At 70.4% G+C, this 16,359-nt stretch carries 19 protein-coding genes and 5 pseudogenes; 13 read left to right on the forward strand and 11 right to left on the reverse strand.

The window, feature by feature from the left end:
* Positions 1–184: 184 nt before the first annotated feature.
* Positions 185–478, reverse strand: coding sequence for a DUF6188 family protein (locus ACZ4VT_RS33110; protein WP_467955109.1), 294 nt, complete (start codon positions 476–478; stop codon positions 185–187).
* A 378-nt stretch (positions 479–856) separates the two neighbouring features.
* Between ACZ4VT_RS33110 and ACZ4VT_RS33115 the strand changes: the two genes are divergently transcribed.
* The 3 genes and pseudogenes from ACZ4VT_RS33115 to ACZ4VT_RS33125 all read left to right on the forward strand — a co-directional run bounded on the left by ACZ4VT_RS33115 (position 857) and on the right by ACZ4VT_RS33125 (position 1,816).
* Positions 857–1,171 carry a hypothetical protein gene (locus ACZ4VT_RS33115; protein WP_467955110.1) on the forward strand — a complete coding sequence of 105 codons (315 nt, stop codon included), beginning with the start codon at positions 857–859 and terminating at the stop codon, positions 1,169–1,171.
* Positions 1,164–1,433 (forward strand): annotated as a pseudogene (locus tag ACZ4VT_RS33120) (aminopeptidase); the annotation flags it as partial. The gene ACZ4VT_RS33115 and the pseudogene ACZ4VT_RS33120, both read left to right, overlap by 8 nt.
* A gap of 224 nt (positions 1,434–1,657) precedes the next feature.
* Positions 1,658–1,816 (forward strand): hypothetical protein, encoded by a 159-nt coding sequence (locus ACZ4VT_RS33125; protein WP_467955160.1) that lies wholly within the window; start codon positions 1,658–1,660, stop codon positions 1,814–1,816.
* 295 nt (positions 1,817–2,111) lie between these two features.
* On the opposite strand, the gene ACZ4VT_RS33130 is transcribed toward ACZ4VT_RS33125, so the two are convergent.
* Both ACZ4VT_RS33130 and ACZ4VT_RS33135 read right to left on the reverse strand, forming a co-directional pair.
* A complete protein-coding gene (locus ACZ4VT_RS33130; protein WP_467955111.1) occupies positions 2,112–2,789 on the reverse strand; it encodes a DUF998 domain-containing protein in 678 nt (225 codons plus the stop codon).
* A 117-nt stretch (positions 2,790–2,906) separates the two neighbouring features.
* Positions 2,907–3,188 carry a DUF6193 family natural product biosynthesis protein gene (locus tag ACZ4VT_RS33135; protein WP_467955112.1) on the reverse strand — a complete coding sequence of 94 codons (282 nt, stop codon included), beginning with the start codon at positions 3,186–3,188 and terminating at the stop codon, positions 2,907–2,909.
* 102 nt (positions 3,189–3,290) lie between these two features.
* Here ACZ4VT_RS33135 and ACZ4VT_RS33140 point away from each other — a divergent pair, with 102 nt between their 5' ends.
* Positions 3,291–4,007: a DUF4241 domain-containing protein gene (locus ACZ4VT_RS33140; protein ID WP_467955113.1), complete on the forward strand. Its 717-nt coding sequence runs from the start codon at positions 3,291–3,293 to the stop codon at positions 4,005–4,007.
* A 4-nt stretch (positions 4,008–4,011) separates the two neighbouring features.
* Here ACZ4VT_RS33140 and ACZ4VT_RS33145 read toward each other — a convergent pair whose 3' ends face one another.
* Positions 4,012–5,151, reverse strand: a complete 1,140-nt coding sequence (locus ACZ4VT_RS33145; RefSeq protein ID WP_467955114.1) for a DUF5937 family protein — start codon at positions 5,149–5,151, stop codon at positions 4,012–4,014.
* A gap of 98 nt (positions 5,152–5,249) precedes the next feature.
* Between ACZ4VT_RS33145 and ACZ4VT_RS33150 the strand changes: the two are divergent.
* Both ACZ4VT_RS33150 and ACZ4VT_RS33155 read left to right on the forward strand, forming a co-directional pair.
* Positions 5,250–6,428 (forward strand): annotated as a pseudogene (locus ACZ4VT_RS33150) (MFS transporter); the annotation flags it as partial.
* 29 nt (positions 6,429–6,457) lie between these two features.
* Positions 6,458–6,502: pseudogene (locus tag ACZ4VT_RS33155) on the forward strand (hypothetical protein); the annotation flags it as partial.
* Positions 6,503–6,825: 323 nt separating this feature from the next.
* On the opposite strand, the gene ACZ4VT_RS33160 reads toward ACZ4VT_RS33155, so the two are convergent.
* A complete protein-coding gene (locus tag ACZ4VT_RS33160) occupies positions 6,826–7,368 on the reverse strand; it encodes an MOSC domain-containing protein (RefSeq protein ID WP_467955115.1) in 543 nt (180 codons plus the stop codon).
* 213 nt (positions 7,369–7,581) lie between these two features.
* On the opposite strand from ACZ4VT_RS33160, the gene ACZ4VT_RS33165 reads away from it, so the two are divergent.
* The 4 genes from ACZ4VT_RS33165 to ACZ4VT_RS33180 all read left to right on the forward strand — a co-directional run bounded on the left by ACZ4VT_RS33165 (position 7,582) and on the right by ACZ4VT_RS33180 (position 9,423).
* The gene (locus ACZ4VT_RS33165; protein WP_467955116.1) at positions 7,582–7,935 is read left to right on the forward strand and encodes a hypothetical protein; all 354 of its coding nucleotides are present in this window, start codon (positions 7,582–7,584) and stop codon (positions 7,933–7,935) included.
* 146 nt (positions 7,936–8,081) lie between these two features.
* Positions 8,082–8,690, forward strand: coding sequence for a GOLPH3/VPS74 family protein (locus tag ACZ4VT_RS33170; protein WP_467955117.1), 609 nt, complete (start codon positions 8,082–8,084; stop codon positions 8,688–8,690).
* Positions 8,691–8,794: 104 nt separating this feature from the next.
* Positions 8,795–9,040 (forward strand): antitoxin MazE7, encoded by a 246-nt coding sequence (locus ACZ4VT_RS33175; RefSeq protein WP_362810129.1) that lies wholly within the window; start codon positions 8,795–8,797, stop codon positions 9,038–9,040.
* 2 nt (positions 9,041–9,042) lie between these two features.
* Positions 9,043–9,423, forward strand: a complete 381-nt coding sequence (locus ACZ4VT_RS33180; RefSeq protein ID WP_467955118.1) for a toxin Doc — start codon at positions 9,043–9,045, stop codon at positions 9,421–9,423.
* A 100-nt stretch (positions 9,424–9,523) separates the two neighbouring features.
* Here ACZ4VT_RS33180 and thpD read toward each other — a convergent pair whose 3' ends face one another.
* The 5 genes and pseudogenes from thpD to ACZ4VT_RS33205 form a co-directional block, all read right to left on the reverse strand.
* Positions 9,524–10,426 (reverse strand): ectoine hydroxylase, encoded by a 903-nt coding sequence (gene thpD / locus ACZ4VT_RS33185; protein WP_467955119.1) that lies wholly within the window; start codon positions 10,424–10,426, stop codon positions 9,524–9,526.
* 38 nt (positions 10,427–10,464) lie between these two features.
* Entirely contained in the window at positions 10,465–10,872 is a 408-nt protein-coding gene (locus ACZ4VT_RS33190) for an ectoine synthase (RefSeq protein ID WP_467955120.1), read from the reverse strand.
* 61 nt (positions 10,873–10,933) lie between these two features.
* Positions 10,934–12,202: a diaminobutyrate--2-oxoglutarate transaminase gene (ectB, locus tag ACZ4VT_RS33195; RefSeq protein ID WP_467955121.1), complete on the reverse strand. Its 1,269-nt coding sequence runs from the start codon at positions 12,200–12,202 to the stop codon at positions 10,934–10,936.
* Between the two features lie 88 nt (positions 12,203–12,290).
* The gene (gene ectA, locus ACZ4VT_RS33200; RefSeq protein ID WP_467955161.1) at positions 12,291–12,827 is read right to left on the reverse strand and encodes a diaminobutyrate acetyltransferase; all 537 of its coding nucleotides are present in this window, start codon (positions 12,825–12,827) and stop codon (positions 12,291–12,293) included.
* Positions 12,828–13,053: 226 nt separating this feature from the next.
* Positions 13,054–13,548: pseudogene (locus ACZ4VT_RS33205) on the reverse strand (SDR family NAD(P)-dependent oxidoreductase); the annotation flags it as partial.
* 7 nt (positions 13,549–13,555) lie between these two features.
* Between ACZ4VT_RS33205 and ACZ4VT_RS33210 the strand changes: the two are divergent.
* A pseudogene (locus tag ACZ4VT_RS33210) lies at positions 13,556–13,836 on the forward strand (LysR family transcriptional regulator); the annotation flags it as partial.
* Here the strand turns inward: ACZ4VT_RS33210 and ACZ4VT_RS33215 are convergent.
* Positions 13,833–14,084 (reverse strand): DUF4253 domain-containing protein, encoded by a 252-nt coding sequence (locus ACZ4VT_RS33215; RefSeq protein ID WP_467955122.1) that lies wholly within the window; start codon positions 14,082–14,084, stop codon positions 13,833–13,835. The pseudogene ACZ4VT_RS33210 and the gene ACZ4VT_RS33215 overlap by 4 nt on opposite strands.
* 375 nt (positions 14,085–14,459) lie before the next feature.
* Between ACZ4VT_RS33215 and ACZ4VT_RS33220 the strand changes: the two genes are divergently transcribed.
* Together ACZ4VT_RS33220 and cutA are read left to right on the forward strand one after the other, a co-directional pair.
* Positions 14,460–15,929, forward strand: a complete 1,470-nt coding sequence (locus tag ACZ4VT_RS33220; protein WP_467955123.1) for a pentapeptide repeat-containing protein — start codon at positions 14,460–14,462, stop codon at positions 15,927–15,929.
* Between the two features lie 85 nt (positions 15,930–16,014).
* Positions 16,015–16,338 (forward strand): divalent-cation tolerance protein CutA, encoded by a 324-nt coding sequence (cutA, locus tag ACZ4VT_RS33225; protein WP_467955124.1) that lies wholly within the window; start codon positions 16,015–16,017, stop codon positions 16,336–16,338.
* Positions 16,339–16,359 lie beyond the last annotated feature (21 nt).

The raw sequence follows: 16,359 nt of genomic DNA on the forward strand, positions 1-16,359 counted from the left end.
AACGAGCGCTACGGCAGCCCCGTCGGCGCCTGGAACTTCTGGTCCGCCAACCACTGGTACTAAACCCACCAGCACCCGGCACCCAGCACCCGGCACCCAGCACCCGGCAGCCAGCACCCAGCACACCCACACCGAAGACGCTCGGCCGGAACCTCCTCCCGGCCGAGCGTCTTCGCGTCTCCAGTCACGTTGCAGCGGGGGACCCGACTGCGAGGTCTGCGCCCGGCAGCGAGACGAAGCGCCATCCTTGTGGTCCGCTGACCTGCCAGGCTTCGAGCGACGGGTCGGCCGAGCAATTCAGATGCATGCCACTGTCGAACACGATCCGCAGGGCCCCGGACTTGCACGCGACCGCGGATAGCACTTTCGTCCCGAACAGCGGGAGAGCCGCCGCCACGTCCGGGGACTCCGGCGTCAGAGGCAGGCCAGGGTTGGTGAGGAGCGATCCGTCCGAGAGCTCAGCGGGTGCTTCGAGCACGACCTCCCACCCTGTGCCGGGTGAGCGTCAGCCGAAAGTCGATGCAGATCCTGGCGACAGCCATGCCTCGGAGGTTCAGGACCCACCGGTCCTCGTGTTCCGATGGTTCTCTGTCTGTGCTCATCACCGCATCATGGTCCAGTGAAATGGCCCGGCCGCATGATTGTCTCCCCCCCCCCATGAGAGGGAGACGCCTTCCCCGCTTGGGGGATCCGCAGTCCCAACGCGTCCGGTTGTCTGGGGGTATGAAGAACACGACAAGACATCTGCTCGCTCTGTTTCTGATGACCGTGCTGACGGCCACCGGCCTGTCCGCGCGCCGGCGCTGGCACAGCGGCGGACGGAGACATCCGCGCCCGGATCGAGGCCGTCCCGGGAATGCGCGTGCTTGGCGAACGGCCCGCCGCCCCAGGGCAGGTCGTCCTCGACCTCAGCTACCGACAGCCCACCGACCATCGCCACGCCGGCCAAGGTTCCTTGGACCAGAGGCTGACCCTGGTGCACAAATCGACCCGGCAGCCCATGGTGCTCTACTCCATTGGCTACGACCTCGGACCGTCGCCGAACCGCCTGACCGAACCGACCGAGTCGTTGGACGCCAACCAGATCACCACCGAACAGCGGCTTTTTCGGGACGTCCAGGCCGGAAGACCCGGCATGCTCCAAGCTCACCACCTGGCAGGCGGCCAGTGACCACCATCGCCTCATCACCGCCCTCAAGAAGATCTATCGCGGCGCGTGGATCTCCACCGGCGGCAACAAGGGCGGGATGACGGCGGTCTATCGCCGTCGCTTCTATCCAGAAGACGTGGCCGGTACCGTCGCCTACTGCGCCCCCAACAACACGGATGACAGGGACGACTCCGCGTACGACGCGCGCCTCGAACAGGTCGGCACGACCGAGTGCCGCGCAGCGATCAAGTCCGCCCAGCGTGAGGCGCTGATACGGCGCTAAGCGATGACAGAACGGTACGCCCGGTGGGCCGAGGGCAAGAAGAAGACCTTCCACACCATCGGCAGCGCGGACCGCGCCTTCGCACTCGCTGTGCTGCGCCTGCCGAGGATGTTCTGGATGCATCAGCCCACGGGCGGCTCCGCATCCGCACCCACCGCCCCAACCACCGACGACGCCCTCTACGCGTGCCGCGGGACGTACCCCTGCACTTCCAGCCCTCGGCGATGGCGGACATCGACCGCTGGGTGCGCCGCCACCGCAGCTCGCTCGTGTTCGTCAACGGCGAGAACGACATAGCGGTCGCGGAACCCTCCCCCCGGGCAGCGGCACCTCCGACTCCTACTTCCTCAACGTGCCCGATGCCAACCACCACATCTCCATAGCCGGCCTGCGTCCGAACGACGCCGACCAGGCGGCTGCCGCGCTGCGCCGCTGGGCCGGCGGGCCGGGGCCCAGGGTCCGCTAGCGTCACTGGTTCTGGCCGGCGGGCAGCGTGATCTGAGGAGCCTTACCCGAGGCTGAAGCCACCCGTGCCGCCGAAACCGCCTCCGCCGTTGTACCAGGAATGGCTGTCGGCGCGTTGGCGAGCGTCTTGCATGGTGGCGCCGGGGTTGTTGGCGCGGCCGATGGGTGTGCTGGGGCTTAGTCGTGCAGGCATGCCCGACTACACCGCCGGTGTCACTGGTCTGGTGCGGTGGCCAGGCGGGCCGTCACCGCGGTCAGCCAGACGAGGCCGAGGCACGCGCCTGCGGTGAACGCCAGGACGGAGGCGGCCGAGCCCATGAATCCGGCGAGGACGGCGACCGGTGCGAGACGTGAGGACACGGCCCAGCTGCGGTATCCCCGGGCGGCGAGCGGGCGGGCCAAGACGACGAAGGCGGCACACAGGGCGAGGTAGCCCACCATTCCGGCGACCATGTGGCCGGCACCGTGCCCGCTCATCGTCGTCGCGTCCGGGGCACCGACGGGAAAGCCTGCCCCGGCGTCGGCCGGCAAGGCCGCGGCGCCCCAGAAGGAGAGGCCGAAGACACCGACCAGAACCGGGCCCCACGTGCCGCCCGCCCCACCGCCCAGCACCCTGCGCAGGCCGGCCGCACCCACGATCAGCAGGGCACCGGCGAGCAGGAAGTTCACGGTCTGGACCCAGCCCGCCTCGCCGAGAGCCAGCTGGCTGATCGCGTTACGGGTGAAGTCGAACCCGTCCCGCACGAGGCCCTGGACGATGCCGGTGCCGAGGAACAGCGGCCCCGCCGCCATGCCGGCGAGCAGAGCCGGCCGTGCTCCGCGGCGCGATGCGGGGGCGGGGGCGGGGGCGGTAGAGGCGATGTGATCGGGTGTGCTGAGTGCGTGGGACATGACCGGGCCTTCCGCGCGTCGATGCTGTCCCCCATCTGACCGACCGCAATCGGCGAACTCATCGCTCCGAGCCATGTGGGCTGCGTCACAAGCACCCAGTCGCCGGAGCAAGACCGGTCAACGGCCGAGTGTCACCAGGCCGAGCGTGGATGGCAGTTGGCGTACGACTGCCGCCACGGTCTCGGCCTCCGTGGTGAATTGGGCGGTGTCCTCGTCCGTGATGGATGCGGCAAGCGTGTACTCGCCGACGCCCCGGATCGCCAGGATGGGACCCACGACCGAGAGGCGCGGGTGCGTGGTGGTCGAGAAGCGCAGCGCCCAAAGGCTCGTGAACGGGTACAGCCGCCGGAGCGCCGGTTCTTTGCGCCGCGGCTCGGAGCGCCGCGCCGAGGCTGCCATGAGCATCAACGTGACCACAAAGACGTGACGCGGGGCCGCTGTCACTGGCATCACCTATCGTCTGGCCGGGCAGTTCGTCTACGGGAACGTGGGGTGCGTGGGATGGCAAGCGTGGGGGATCCGCGGCTGGTGGCCGGGCGGGAGGACAGCGCGTACCTGCAGGCGCTCTTCGTGCCAGGCGCATGCCTCGGGGTCCGTGCCGACGACCCGCTGACCTCCGTCACGGTGGTCGAGGTGGAGGAGGTGACCACGATCCGCGTTCCCAGCGGTCGGCTGATCGTGGACTCTCCGTGGTCCGAGGACGCGGGGCGCGAGATCGTGGCCCGGATTCCCCCCGGCACGTACCGTGTGGAGGCGGCCTGGACCGAGGCCCCGTACGAGCATGGCGGCGAGCGGTTCGACGGACGGGAGTGCGCCGCGACCCGCCTGTGCGTCAGCGACGACCCCGTGGTCGTCTGGGAAGCGGGCATCGGGGTGAACGACGACATCGGGGACGCGGCGATCGCAGCCGCCGGGTTCCACTCCGACAGCGACGCCACGGGAGCCATCGCCGACGTGGAGGCCTGGGAGGCGCTGACGGCGCCGTTCCACCGCTTCCGGCAGGCTGCGGCCCCATGGGGAGGATCCGGCGGGGACCGGGACACCGAGGACCTGTGCGACGGCTGGTTCGAGAAGAGCACCGACGACGACCTGAAGGCGGACCTCATCGCCTTCGACGTTGCCGAAGGAGGGTCCCCGGTCTGGGTCGGACGCGGCCGGGCCGGCACCGTGGCTTCGATCATCGTGCCCGGCCAGATGGCCACCAGCCCCCTGGCCTGAGTACTCAGCGCAGTACGGCCGCCAGCAGGTCCGTGCCCAGCGCCGTCAGGTCGGGCAGGTTGAGGGTGTAGCGGACGTAACGGCCGTGCCGTCGGGCCGTGAGCAGGCCCGCCCGGCGCAGCACGGCGAGATGGCGGGACACCTCCGGGGGTGAGAGTTCCCAGGTGTGGGCCAGCTCGCCGGTGGTGTGCGGGCCGCGGGCCAGGGTGCGCAGCAGCCGCAGCCGTACGGGATGGGCGAGTGCCTCCAGCCGGAGAGAGACCGTCTCCAGTGGGACCGGCTCGGATGGACTCGGCTCGGCCACGGGGTACTGGACCACCGGATGCCACCCGGGCGCGTGCACCGCCACCAGGTGCGGGCGGCCGAAGACACTGGGGATGAAGGTGACCCCGGTGCCGTGAGCGGCGGTCGACTTGTCCTGCAGCTTGTCCACGACGATGCAGTCGCCGTCCGGTGCCAGGGTGACCGCTCCGGAGACCGAGGCGAGCGCCGCCGCGATGCCCTGGTGTCTCAACAGGTCGTTCTTCAGGCGCAGGTCGGTGGCGAGCCGCACGGCGACGCCCGCCCAGGCGGCGTCGAAGAAGGCCTCGGCGCACTGTTCGAGGGTCTGACGCACCCGAGCCCGCACGGCGGCCGGGTCCGCGAGCAGGCGTTCCGCGAAGGCCTCCTGCCGGCCGCCGCGGGCCTGCGCCAGGTCCAGGGCCCGCTCGCGCGCCCTCGCATCGGTGAGCGGCGATGCCGACGGCGACGGCGACGGCGATGCCGGTGACGGCGATGCCGGTGACGGTGACGGCCCGGCCGAAGAGAAGCGACTGCTGCCGCACGTGGTGACGAGCGCGGCCGTCACGTACGTTTCGTCGTCGATCCGGTCCACGTCGTCCAACTCCTCCGCGAGGGACGGCCGCGGCCGGGCGGGGATCAGGAAGTCCGCTTGTGAGGAACGCCAGAGGAATTCCGCCTCCCGCAAGCGCTCCGCCAGCTCCGGCCGCAGCCCGGCCCAGACGTCCCCGGCCCAGCCGGCGAGGTGCGGATGGTGTCCGGGTTCGGCCAGTACGTGCAGCATCGCGGTCAGCTCGGCCAGCGGGGAGGCGGCGAACCGCAGTCGCTCGGACGGCAGTCCGCTGATGTCGATCCTCAACGTCACCCCGTCATCATCACTGACCGGACGGTTGGCTAGGGCATCGGTTGACGATGTCCGTCAACCCACGTGCCCGGCCCGACTGCCGAACGCACGTTGACGCCATGACACCCACCACCAAGATCCGGCCCCGCGCCCTGGTCCGCGGCTCCGGCGGCCCCCGCTACGCCATCGCCCTGCTCGTGGACGCCCTCGGCACCGGTCTCCTGCGGCCGTTTCTCCTGCTCTACGGGGTGACGGTGCTGAGGCTGTCCGCGCCGGCCACCGGCATCGCCATGACGGCCGGCGTCGTCGCGGGCCTCGTGTGCATGCCCGCGGTGGGCCGGTGGCTGGACCGGGGCGCACGCAGCACGGTCGTGGCGGCATCGATGCTGGTACGAGTACTGGGTGTGGCGCTGTTGTTGGCCACCCCGGCCGGGCACGTCTGGCCGTTCGCGACGGCGGCGCTCTTCCTCAGCATCGGCAACCAGGCATGGCCGGCCGCCCACGCGGCGCTTGTGGCCACGGTCGCCCACGGCCGCGAACGCGACACCGCTCTCGCGGCGGGCCGCGCCCTGCGCAACGCCGGGATGGGCGCGGGCGCGCTCCTCGCCACCGCCTGCCTTGCGGGCGGCACCTCCGCCTTGCAGGCGCTGGCTGCCGTCACCGGGCTCGCCTACCTCACCGCGGCGGCCTTGGCGTGGTCGGTCCGGCTGCGCGCCCAACCGGCCGCCACCCCGGCCGAGGGCGGAGACGACGGACCCGCGCCCCGGATGCGCGCGCTGCTGGCCGCCAACGTGGTCTACGCGTTCTGCCTCAACGTTCCCGAGATCGCGCTCCCTCTGGTCCTGGTGACACAGCTGCACGCATCCCCGGTGTGGTCGGCGGCCATCTTCGTGGCCAACACGGTGCTGGTGGTCACCCTGCAGGTGCCGGTCACGGTCCTGATGTCCCGCTTTTCGCGGCGGAACGTGCTGACCCTCGCCGGCGTGGTACTCACCGTGTCCTACCTCGGCTTCCTCGCGGCGACCTCACTGGGACACGGCTGGGGTGCCCCGGCCGTCGCGGCGGTGTCCGTGCTCTGCACCATCGGCGAGATCGTCTACGCCGGCAGCGCCACCGCGCTCGTCACCGTCCTCGCCCCGGCCCACGTCCTGGGACGCACCCTCGCCCGCTTCGAGCTCTCCACGGGCTTCGGCCTCGCCGTCTCCCCGGCGGTCATCACCGGCCTCGCACCCCACGGCTCGGCCGCGCTCTGGGGCAGCCTCGCCGCCGCGACGCTCCTCGCCGCCGGTGCCACGTCCCTTCCAGGGCCGCCACCCGCGGCGTCGGCGTGCCGATCGAGGAGATCGCACGAACCGCCGGGGTCGGGGTCGGCACGCTCTTCAGGCATTTCCCTACCAAGGAGGCGCTCCTGGAGGCAGTGATGGTGCGCAGGCTGGAAGACGTGGCGGCCCGGACCGCGCTGCCGGCCGCCGACGCCGAGCCTGCCGAGGCCTTCGTCGCCTGCTTCCGCCTGGTGGTGGAACAGCCCGAGGGCAAGACGGAGTTCGCCGCAGCGCTCGCCGCGGCGGGGGTGGACGTGCACGCGTCCTTGAGGGGCCGACCATGGAGATCCAGGGCCGCCTGGGTAATCTGCTGGCCGGGCCGGAGCGCGGCCGATGCCGGTCCTACGGCCCTACGGCCCTCCCATGGGAGAGGTCACACCCGCTCCAGGGGGCGGTGCGGCCCACTGGGAAGCTCCGCTTTGATCATGTCGCCGGGGCGCACGGAGCCGCCCTCCTTCACGACGCACATGATTCCGGCCTTGCGCACCACGTTCCCGGCCTCGTCGCGGCCGACGACCTGCTTCAGCAGTCCGTCCTGGAAGTTGTCTATCTGCAGGCAGGGATTGCGCAGGCCGGTCACCTCCAGCACGGCATGGTCGCCGATGTGCAGCAGCGTGCCGACGGGCAGTCCGAGCAGATCGATTCCGCGGGTGGTGATGTTCTCCCCGAGATCACCCGGCGCCACCTCGAACCCCTCCGCACCGACCTCGGCGAAGAGCTCCTCGTGGATGAGGTGGACCTGGCGCAGGTTCGGCTGCGTGGGGTCCTGCGCGACACGCGAGCGGTGCTTGACCGTCACGCCCGCGTGGACGTCGCCTTCCACGCCGAGGCCGGCGAGCAGCGTGATGCTGTCCCGGTTCGGCTTGGTGAACGAGTACGCGCCGTTGCTGCTGACCGCCGTGACTGTCCCGTACATCCTCGGAGCCCCCTCCTCGGTGGTGATGAGCAGCTACGACCTTAACCCTCGACCTCACGGCGCGACCGCGAGAGGGGGCGCGTCACGAGCGGCCGGCCGCAGCGATGACCGGGGAGGGTGGAAACCGTGTAGGTGTCGCGCTCCCGGTGCCGGTATCGTCCGGGTCTCCGACCAGCCGTACCAGCGGGCCTCCCGCGTTCAGAGAGTGTTCACATGACCAGCCAGCGTGCGACGACGACCCTGTGGCGCCCCACCGGCCCCAAGGAGCTGGACCTGGTGCGTGAGCTGAACCGGCGTGCGTGGCCGCCCCGCCTCCCCGAGCAGCCGATCTTCTACCCGGTCCTCAACGAGGACTACGCGATCAAGATCGCGCGGGACTGGAACGTGAAGCACAGCGGTGTCGGCTTCGTGACCCGATTCGAGGTCGAGTCGGAGTTCCTGAGCCGCTACCCCGTCCAGCAGGCCGGGGGACGGACGATCCTCGAGCTGTGGGTCCCGGCCGAGGAGCTGGACGAGTTCAACGCCCACATCGTCGGCGAGATCCAGGTGGTCCACGAGTTCCGCTGAGACAGGGTTCCGCGTGCGAGCGAGGGCCCTTGCGGCGTAGTGGGCGGCGAACGGGCCGACGCACATGCGCATTCTCACGACGGTCGGGGGCCGAGTCGATCAATAATGGGCCGGCGACCTGCCTGCACGGTTGAGAGGAGCCCTTGATGACCACACCGCGGGACTTGTTGATCATTGCCATGGACACGGGGTCCGGCAGCCCTGTCGAACAGGGGGAGCTGTCGCTCGCGCTCGCCGGGGCCGAGGTGATCGACCTGCTCGCGGCCGAGGCCGTCAGGCTGGACGGGGATCACATCGTGCCGGGCCACCGGACCGCCCCGGCTGATCGCCTGCTGGAGCAGGCGGCCGCGTCGCTCGTTCGGGAGGAGCCCTACGAGTCGGTCACCGACTGGCTGTGGCGCCGGGGCCGCGGCCTCTCCGTGGCCTACCAGGCCGAGCTGGAGGCGGACGGGCAGCTCGTCCGGCAACGCCGCCAGGGGATCTCCTTCCGGGCAGGTCAGCTGGTGCTGGCTGATTCGCCCGCCCGCCGTCATGCCGCGGACCGCTGGGCAGCGGACGAACCCGTCCTCGTCACCCTCGCGGGGGCCGTGGGGGTCGGGGGAAAGCGGAGCGAGGACGCCCCGGACGTGGCCGACGACGACGTCGCGACCGTACTGGCCGCCGTCAGCGACGCGCTGGTGGAGCTGGCGTCCGTACGGCAACGGCGCGCCATCGAGGATGCGGCCTTCGACAACATCTGGCGAGGCGGCGGCTGACGACGGGGCGGGGCGGGGCGGACGGGCGGTGCGGGACGCCGTCCGGGCCGGAGAAATCCCCGAAGGGTATTCGTGAGGGTATTCATGCGTGCATACTCGGAGGTATGGCAGACACGACGGTGAAGATCGACTCGGTGACCCGGGACCGGTTCGCGGCGGTGGCCGCCGCGCACGGCATGAGCGTGCGCGCCTATCTGGCGGAGCTGGCCATCGAGCAGGAGAACCAGCTCGCCCTCGGCCGGGCGACCGCCGCGTTCCACGAAGCGGTCGGCCAGCCCGGCATCGCGGAGGCGTTCGACCGTGAGTTCGGCGGGCTGCCGTCGTCCGCGAGCGGACACCGGGCGGCCTGATCTTGCAGCTGCACATCGACCTCCGCTGGCTCCTGGACCGGCAGGAGGAGCTCCTCGGCAACGAGCTGGGGGTGCTGGACTACTCCGGCCTGGTGGCCGCGGTCGCGCGGCACCGCGTGAACACCCCGGCGTGGGCGACCGACGAGCCCGACGCGTACTGGCGGTCGGCGGCGCTGCTGGAGCAGATCGTGCTGCTCCGTCCCCTGCCGGCCAGGAACGAGTACTTCGGCTTCGGCGTGGCAGTGGCTTACATCAGGGCCTCCGGCCACGACGTGGACACCACCTTCGAACCCTGGCGCGACCTGATCACCGACATCCGCACCCTGCGCCTGAGCGTCTACGACGTGGCCGACCGACTGCGCTCCATGCAACAGGAACCCTGACGGCGCCCGCAGGGAGCCCCGAAGCGACGCCGCGCCGCGCCGCGCCGCGCGGCACGGCACGGCACGGCGGTCGTGGAGGGGGTCAGCCCCTGCGGACGCGTCAGCCCACGGGGGTGAAGTCCTGCGACGCGATGTACCCGGGACGGCGCACCGGGGCGGCGAAGGGCTTCGACGGCCGGTTCTCGACGCTGTTGAAGACCAGGAAGACGTTGCTGCGCGGGAAGGGCGTGATGTTGTCGCCCGAGCCGTGCATCGCGTTGCAGTCGAACCAGGTGGCCGAGCCCGCCTTGCCGGTGAAGAGCTTGATGCCGCAGGCCGAGGCGAACTTGGTCAGCGCCTCGTCCGACGGGGTTCCGGCGTCCTGCATCTGGAGGGACTTCTTGTAGTTGTCCTTCGGCGTCGCACCCGCGCAGCCCAGGAAGCTCCGGTGGGAGCCGGGCATGATCATCAGGCCGCCGTTGGTGGTGTGGTTCGGCGTCAGCGCGATGGACACCGACACGGTGCGCATGTGCGGCAGACCGTCTTCGGCGTGCCAGGTCTCGAAGTCGGAGTGCCAGTAGAAGCCGCTGGCGCCGAACCCGGGCTTCACGTTGATCCGGGACTGGTGCACGTACACCTCGGAGCCCAGGATCTGCCGCGCCCGCCCCACGACGCGCGGATCGGCGGCGAGCGCCGCGAACACCTCGCTGATCCGGTGGACTTCGAAGACGGAGCGTACGTCGCGGGAGTTCGGCTCCACGATGGACCGCTCGTCGGCCAGCGTCGACGGGTCACGGAGCAGCCGGTCCATCTCGTCCCGGTAGACGTCCACCTCGTCGGGCGTGATGAGTTCGTCCACGGACAGGAAGCCGTCGCGTTCGAAGCTCTCCAGCTCGTGGGCCCACATCGGGCCCGGCGTGCCGGGCTCCGACCAGATGACGGGGTCCACGCGGCCGGTGAGCACCTCCTCGGAGCCCCGGGTCGGATACAGGTCGTTCACAGTGCGGGTGGATGCGTAGGTCATGGTGGTGCCTGCCTCTCCTCTCTGTGTGTTCGGGTACGTCAGCTGTGCTGGTCGGGTTCGGTGAGCAGCGGGTACACGCCGTTCTCGTCGTGGTCCTCCCGCCCGGTCACGGGCGGGTTGAAGACGCACAGGCAGCGGAACTCCTGCTTCACGCGCAGCGTGTGCCGCTCGTGGCCGTCGAGGAGGTACATGGTTCCCGGCGTGATCGTGTAGGTCCGGCCCGTCTCCTCGTCCGTGAGTTCGGCCTCCCCCTCCGTGCAGACCACGGCCTCCACGTGGTTCGCGTACCACATGGACGTCTCGGTGCCGGCGTACAGGACGGTCTCGTGCAGCGAGAAGCCGACGCGTTCCCTGGCCAGGACGATGCGCTTGCTCTCCCAGGTGCCGGATGCCGCACTGACGTGGCGGTCGGTTCCCTCGATGTCCCGGAACGAGCGGACGATCATGGTGGTGCCCTTCGTGGTGTGTACGTCGTACGTGGTACGTGGTGCGTGGTACGGGTGCCGGTCAGGCGGTTTCGCGGACGGAGCGGGCCAGGATGCCGAGGCCCTCGTCGAGTTCGTCGCCGGTCACGGTGAGCGGCGGGAGCAGCTTCACGACCTCGCCCTCGGGGCCCGAGGTCTCGACGAGGAGGCCGTGCCCGAAGGCCCTCCGGCACACCTCCGCGGCGCGCTCCTTCTGCGCGAACTCGATGCCCCAGACCAGTCCGCGGCCCCGGTACGTCGCACCCAGCCGGCCGTGTTCGGCGCACAGCTCGCGCAGCGCGCTCTCGATGCGCGCGCCCTGGACGAGCGTCTCCTCGCGCAGGGTGTTGTCGCCCCAGTAGGTCTCCAGGGCCGCGGTCGCGGTGACGAAGGCCGGGTTGTTGCCGCGGAAGGTGCCGTTGTGCTCGCCCGGCTCCCACAGGTCCAGCTCGGGCCTGAACAGGCACAGGGACATGGGGAGCCCGTAGCCGCTGATGGACTTGGACAGGGTGACGATGTCGGGAGTGATGCCCGCCTCCTCGAACGAGAAGAACTCGCCGGTCCGGCCACAGCCCATCTGGATGTCGTCGACGATCAGCAGCATGTCGCGGCGGCGGCACAGGTCCGCGAGGGCGCGCAGCCATTCCGCGCGCGCCACGTTGACCCCGCCCTCGCCCTGGATCGTCTCGACGATGACCGCCGCCGGATGGTTCAGGCCGGAACCCTGGTCCTCCAGCAGGCGCTCGAACCAGAGGAAGTCGGGGGTCTGGCCGCCGAGGTAGTGGTCGAAGGGCATCGGAGTGCCGTGGACCAGCGGGATGCCGGCGCCGGCCCGTTTGAAGGCGTTGCCCGTGACCGCGAGGGAGCCGAGCGACATGCCGTGGAAGGCATTCGTGAAGGAGACGACCGACTCGCGGCCCTTGGCCTTCCGCGCCAGCTTGAGCGCCGCTTCGACGGCGTTGGTCCCGGTCGGCCCCGGGAACATCACCTTGTAGGGCAGCGCGCGGGGTTCGAGGACGTGGGACCGGAAGGTCTCGAGGAAGGCCCGCTTGGCGGTCGTCGCCATGTCGAGCGCGTGCGTGATGCCGTCCCGCTCCAGGTAGTCGAGCAGCGCCCGCTTGAGGACGGGGTTGTTGTGGCCGTAGTTCAGGGACCCGGCGCCCGCGAAGAAGTCAAGGTAGCCGCGTCCGTGTTCGTCGTACAGCCGGCTTCCCGTGGCGCGCTCGAAGACGACGGGCCAGGCGCGGCAGTAGCTGCGCACCTCGGACTCGACGGTCTCGAATACGGACAGGACCGGCTCGGTCATGGTCAAGGCAACTCTCCAATGAGCGTGGGGGCGTTCGGGTGTTCGGGCGTTCGAGATGTTCGGGGTGGCGGCCCGGAACGGGAGGGGATCGGAATCAGAAGTGGAGCGGCCCGATGCGGTGCAGGACCTCCGGGGCGTGCCCGCCCTCAGGGAACTCCTCGGCGGCGAACAGCACTTCACGCGTGAGCGTGGCGCCGTGCCGTTCGGCGTACGAGGCGAAGAGTCGCTCCGAGGCGAGGTTCCCGGGGGAGACGGTGGCCTCCAGGGAGCTCAGTCCGTGTTCTGCCGCCACGCGGGCGGAGAGGCCGTCGAGCAGGGCCCCGGCGACTCCCAGGCCGCGGACGGATTCGTCGACGGCGACCTGCCAGACGAGGAGGGTTCCGGGGCTGTCGGGCCGCAGGTATCCGCTGACGAATCCGACGGCGCGCCCGGACGAGTCCCGGGCCACCGCGGAGGTGCCGGCGAAGTCACGGCACCAGAGGAGGTAGCTGTAGGCCGAGTTGAGGTCCAGCGATCCGGAGTCGCGGGCCAGGCGCCACAGCAGGGGGCCGTCACCCGGGTGGGGGCGGTCGATGTACGTCGTCGAGGTCGAGAGGGTCGGAGTGGACGGGGTGGGCGGCGGGGTCTTCATGTAACGGGCCAGTTCTGCATGAGCAGTCATGCGGGCCGAAGTTACCCAGCACTCGAGCAAATTGCATGGCCCCAAGGGGTTACAGAACTGGCGTGGCCCGTGATATTCGCAGGCGCCTTCCCGGGGGCGTGGAACGCCGACGGGGAGCTCGTATTACCCCCAAAAATGCTGACATTTTCACCGCACCTCCGAGTCTATAACGAGCCGATAACTTCTTTGCCCTGTCTCATATGTGCCACTTGAATGTGATCTCTTCGTCGGCCTGTCGGGGGTTTCGATCACGGGTGCACGGCAATAAGAGTGCGCCTGCGTGATGCCAGCCGGTCTGCGCGAGCAGTTCCCGGGAGAGCAGCCACAGCCGCTGGGCATGCGCCGGGTCCACGGCGTAGCGGGCCACACCGTGCAGGGTGACGGTGTGGCGGTCGACGGTCTCGTTGCAGTCGGCGAAGTATCGGCCGCCGATGCCTTCTAGGGCGGGTGAGGTGGCGAGGAGTACGGCGGTCGCTGCGCCCTGCACGACCGTCTTGATGAACTCGGCCGGGACGCTGCCGCTCCCGCGGTGGCGCCGGAGGCCTGTGTAGACGGTGCCGGGCATCAGCGCGTTGGCGGTGATGTTGTCGGCGGCCCAGCGACCGGTGGTCTCCACGGCGAACAGGATGTCGGCGGTCTTGGACTGGCCCTACGCGAGCCACGGGTCGTAGCGGCGGAAGGCGAAGTGGACGGTGACCGGGCTGGACGAGCGGCCGGAGATCGTGCACACGGCCCGAAACTGGCTCGCGAAACGGCACCTCGTGGCCGCGGGATGCGGCTCACCACCGTACCCAGTGCGCCGGTACCCGCCGCGCCACCCGGCGTACGCATCCTGCCCGCGCGCGGCGGCCCGCAGGAAGTACGGCGCCTGCACGTGGCCCGACTGCCCCACCCGCCGACCGAACTTGCACTCCGCCTCGCGGCCGCCCCGCGTGCCGCGGCCCTCGACACCGACACCGACGCCGTCCCGGGCCGCTAGTCCCACCAGAAGGACCACACCTGCCTGCCCACGATCTGGTTGGCCGCGTAGGCGCGCAGGGTCTCGTCGTAGCCCTGGGTGATGTTGTCGGACGAGAACGCGAAGTGCTCGGCGGCGACGGCCTCGGCTTCCCCCGTCGTCCTCACGGGTGCCGCCACCGAGACGATCACGCGGTCGTCCGCCAGCCCCACCAGCCGCGTACCGAAACGCTCCTCCCAGGACCGCAGCACCGCGCACATCTCGTCCATCCCGTACGGCCGCCAGCCCGGGCCACTGAGGGCCGAAGGGAGCGACGACCTCTTCGAACGGATCGGGCTCGCAGAAGAGTTCGGCGACCTGGTCCCGGCCAGGGTAGTGCTCGTCGGCGTCCGCGATCGTCTCCTGCGCGTGGCTTTCCCAGCTCTCGCCCAAGATCTGGTCCACTGTGCGTTCGTGCACGGCTGGTCCCCCCGACTTCCCCGTCTGCGAAATGAATCGCCGGGAGGCTAACAGCCGCCTCCGACAGTGCAGGGGTGCCGGACTTCCGCAGCGGCTTGACGGCCGGATGTGGGGCGGAGGCGGCGCGGAGGCGGCGCCCAGGAAGGTCGGTTGACACGTCGAACGCGGCAGGTGAGAGTCCTTGCGTGAGCGTGATCAACGAGCTGTCCCCTGCCGAGGCACGTGTGTGGCGAGCCTACGCCCGCGGCGATTCCCTGGACTTCCGCACCGCGGAGGACGAGGACGTGTCGCTCGGCGACGACTGGGGCCCCGCGCGGAGCGTACGCGCCACCGTGCTGCGGAGGTTGCTCCTCGAGGCCCCGCAGGAGGAGGGAGAGATCGCCGCGCTCGTCATCACGGGAGCGCGAGTCATCGGCGTACTGGACCTCAGGCACGCCACGATCGACGTCGCCGTCCGGCTGAGCCACTGCCGCTTCGACGAGGTCCCCGACCTGTACGGCGCCCAGTTGCGCGAGCTCGACCTCAGCGGTTCCGTGCTGCCGGGCCTCACTTCGGCGAGCCTGCGGGTCGCGGGCGTACTGAGGATGACGGACTGCCGCCTACGGGGTCCGGTGCGGCTCAGCGGGGCCGAGATTTCCGGCGCGCTGCACATGGAGCGCGCGCGGTTCACGGCGGCGGACGATTCCGAGCCGGTGCTGCAGCTCAACCAGGCCGCGATCGGGGCGGACATATGGGCGCCGCAGATGCGCGCGGACGGACAGGTACGGCTCACCGGCGCGTCCGTCGCGGGACGGATCAACCTGCAGGACGCGGAGTTCAACAGCCCCGGTGGCACCGCGCTGGACGCACAGAACCTCAACGTCGGCGCGCACGTACGGGCACGGCGCATGCGTGCGCGGGGCCGGGTCGAACTCCGGGGCTCGCACATAACGACCCGTCTCGACCTGCTCCACGCCGATCTGTCACATCCGGGCGACACGGCGCTCCGGGCGAGCAGCTGCGTCATCGGTGAACTCTGGCTCGGCGGGGGCGGCCGTGTCCAGGGCGCTCTGAACCTGCGGCGGTCTCAGATAGAGATCCTGAGCCTGGAACCGGACGTGCTCCCGGACGACCAGGTGCTCCTCAGCAGCCTCAGGTACACCGTGCTCACCCCGCACGAGCCGGCCGAGCGCCGCCTTCCGATGCTCGAACGCGGCGGCGGCCGGTACGAGCCTCATCTCTACGAGCAGTTGACGGCCGCGTACCGCCACGTCGGGGACGACGACGCGGCCCGCCTCGTGCAGCTCGCCAAGCAACGAAGCCGCCGCTCCACCCTCCCGTGGTACGGACGGCTGTGGGGCCACGTCCAGGACGCCACGGTCGGCTACGGCTTCCGCCCGTTGCGCGCGGCAGGCTGGCTGCTGTCCCTCCTGGCCTTCGGGTCGATCGCCTACGGTGTGCACCACCCCGATCCCATCAAACCGGGCGAAGGCCCTGCCTTCAACGCCGTCTTCTACACCCTGGATCTGCTCCTGCCGGTCATCAGCTTCGGGCAGGAGACGGCGTTCTCCCCGGACGGCTGGCACCAGTGGCTTTCGTACGCGCTGGTCATCGCCGGCTGGGTCCTGGCCACCACGATCCTCACGGGCGTGACCCGCACGGTAAGCCGGTCATGAGGAAACGACCTCCCGGGCGCCGGGCGCCGGGCGCCGGACGCCGGCCGTGGGTAGGGTCGGTCGGACCCGAACGAGGAGGACCGGCATGGCGAGCGTCGTGATCGCACAGACGACCCTGGACGACGAGGAGAAGGCGTACCAGATGGCGCGGAGCGCGGTGGAGGCCCGGCTGGCGGCCGGTGCGCACATCGACGCGCGGATGACCACCTTCTCCTGGCGGAAGGACGCCATCCAGCACGAGCGGGAGTACCGGGTCTCCTTCCAGACGACCGCGGAGAAGGTCGCCGCCCTGGCGGCGTGGGTGCACAAGGGCCACCCGTACGACGTGCCGCAGTGGATCGTGCTGCCGACCGCCGAGGCCTCGGAGGAGTACGCGGCGTGGATGGTGAAGGAGACGACCGCCCTCTAGGAACCGAACCGGTCGCGGCGC

The sequence above is a fragment of the Streptomyces sp. NPDC029164 genome, from assembly GCF_055563995.1.

Excerpts from the sequence above, each read along its gene's own strand:
- ACZ4VT_RS33170 (WP_467955117.1), top strand. The coding sequence starts at position 8,082 with ATGACCACACCGCGGGACTTGTTGATCATTGCCATGGACACGGGGTCC.
- ACZ4VT_RS33165 (WP_467955116.1), top strand. The coding sequence starts at position 7,582 with ATGACCAGCCAGCGTGCGACGACGACCCTGTGGCGCCCCACCGGCCCC.
- thpD (WP_467955119.1), bottom strand. The coding sequence starts at position 10,426 with ATGACCTACGCATCCACCCGCACTGTGAACGACCTGTATCCGACCCGG.
- ACZ4VT_RS33130 (WP_467955111.1), bottom strand. The coding sequence starts at position 2,789 with ATGTCCCACGCACTCAGCACACCCGATCACATCGCCTCTACCGCCCCC.
- ACZ4VT_RS33135 (WP_467955112.1), bottom strand. The coding sequence starts at position 3,188 with ATGGCAGCCTCGGCGCGGCGCTCCGAGCCGCGGCGCAAAGAACCGGCG.
- ectA (WP_467955161.1), bottom strand. The coding sequence starts at position 12,827 with ATGAAGACCCCGCCGCCCACCCCGTCCACTCCGACCCTCTCGACCTCG.
- ACZ4VT_RS33175 (WP_362810129.1), top strand. The coding sequence starts at position 8,795 with ATGGCAGACACGACGGTGAAGATCGACTCGGTGACCCGGGACCGGTTC.
- ACZ4VT_RS33140 (WP_467955113.1), top strand. The coding sequence starts at position 3,291 with ATGGCAAGCGTGGGGGATCCGCGGCTGGTGGCCGGGCGGGAGGACAGC.
- ACZ4VT_RS33115 (WP_467955110.1), top strand. The coding sequence starts at position 857 with ATGCGCGTGCTTGGCGAACGGCCCGCCGCCCCAGGGCAGGTCGTCCTC.
- cutA (WP_467955124.1), top strand. The coding sequence starts at position 16,015 with ATGGCGAGCGTCGTGATCGCACAGACGACCCTGGACGACGAGGAGAAG.
- ACZ4VT_RS33160 (WP_467955115.1), bottom strand. The coding sequence starts at position 7,368 with ATGTACGGGACAGTCACGGCGGTCAGCAGCAACGGCGCGTACTCGTTC.
- ACZ4VT_RS33215 (WP_467955122.1), bottom strand. The coding sequence starts at position 14,084 with ATGGACGAGATGTGCGCGGTGCTGCGGTCCTGGGAGGAGCGTTTCGGT.
- ACZ4VT_RS33190 (WP_467955120.1), bottom strand. The coding sequence starts at position 10,872 with ATGATCGTCCGCTCGTTCCGGGACATCGAGGGAACCGACCGCCACGTC.
- ACZ4VT_RS33125 (WP_467955160.1), top strand. The coding sequence starts at position 1,658 with ATGGCGGACATCGACCGCTGGGTGCGCCGCCACCGCAGCTCGCTCGTG.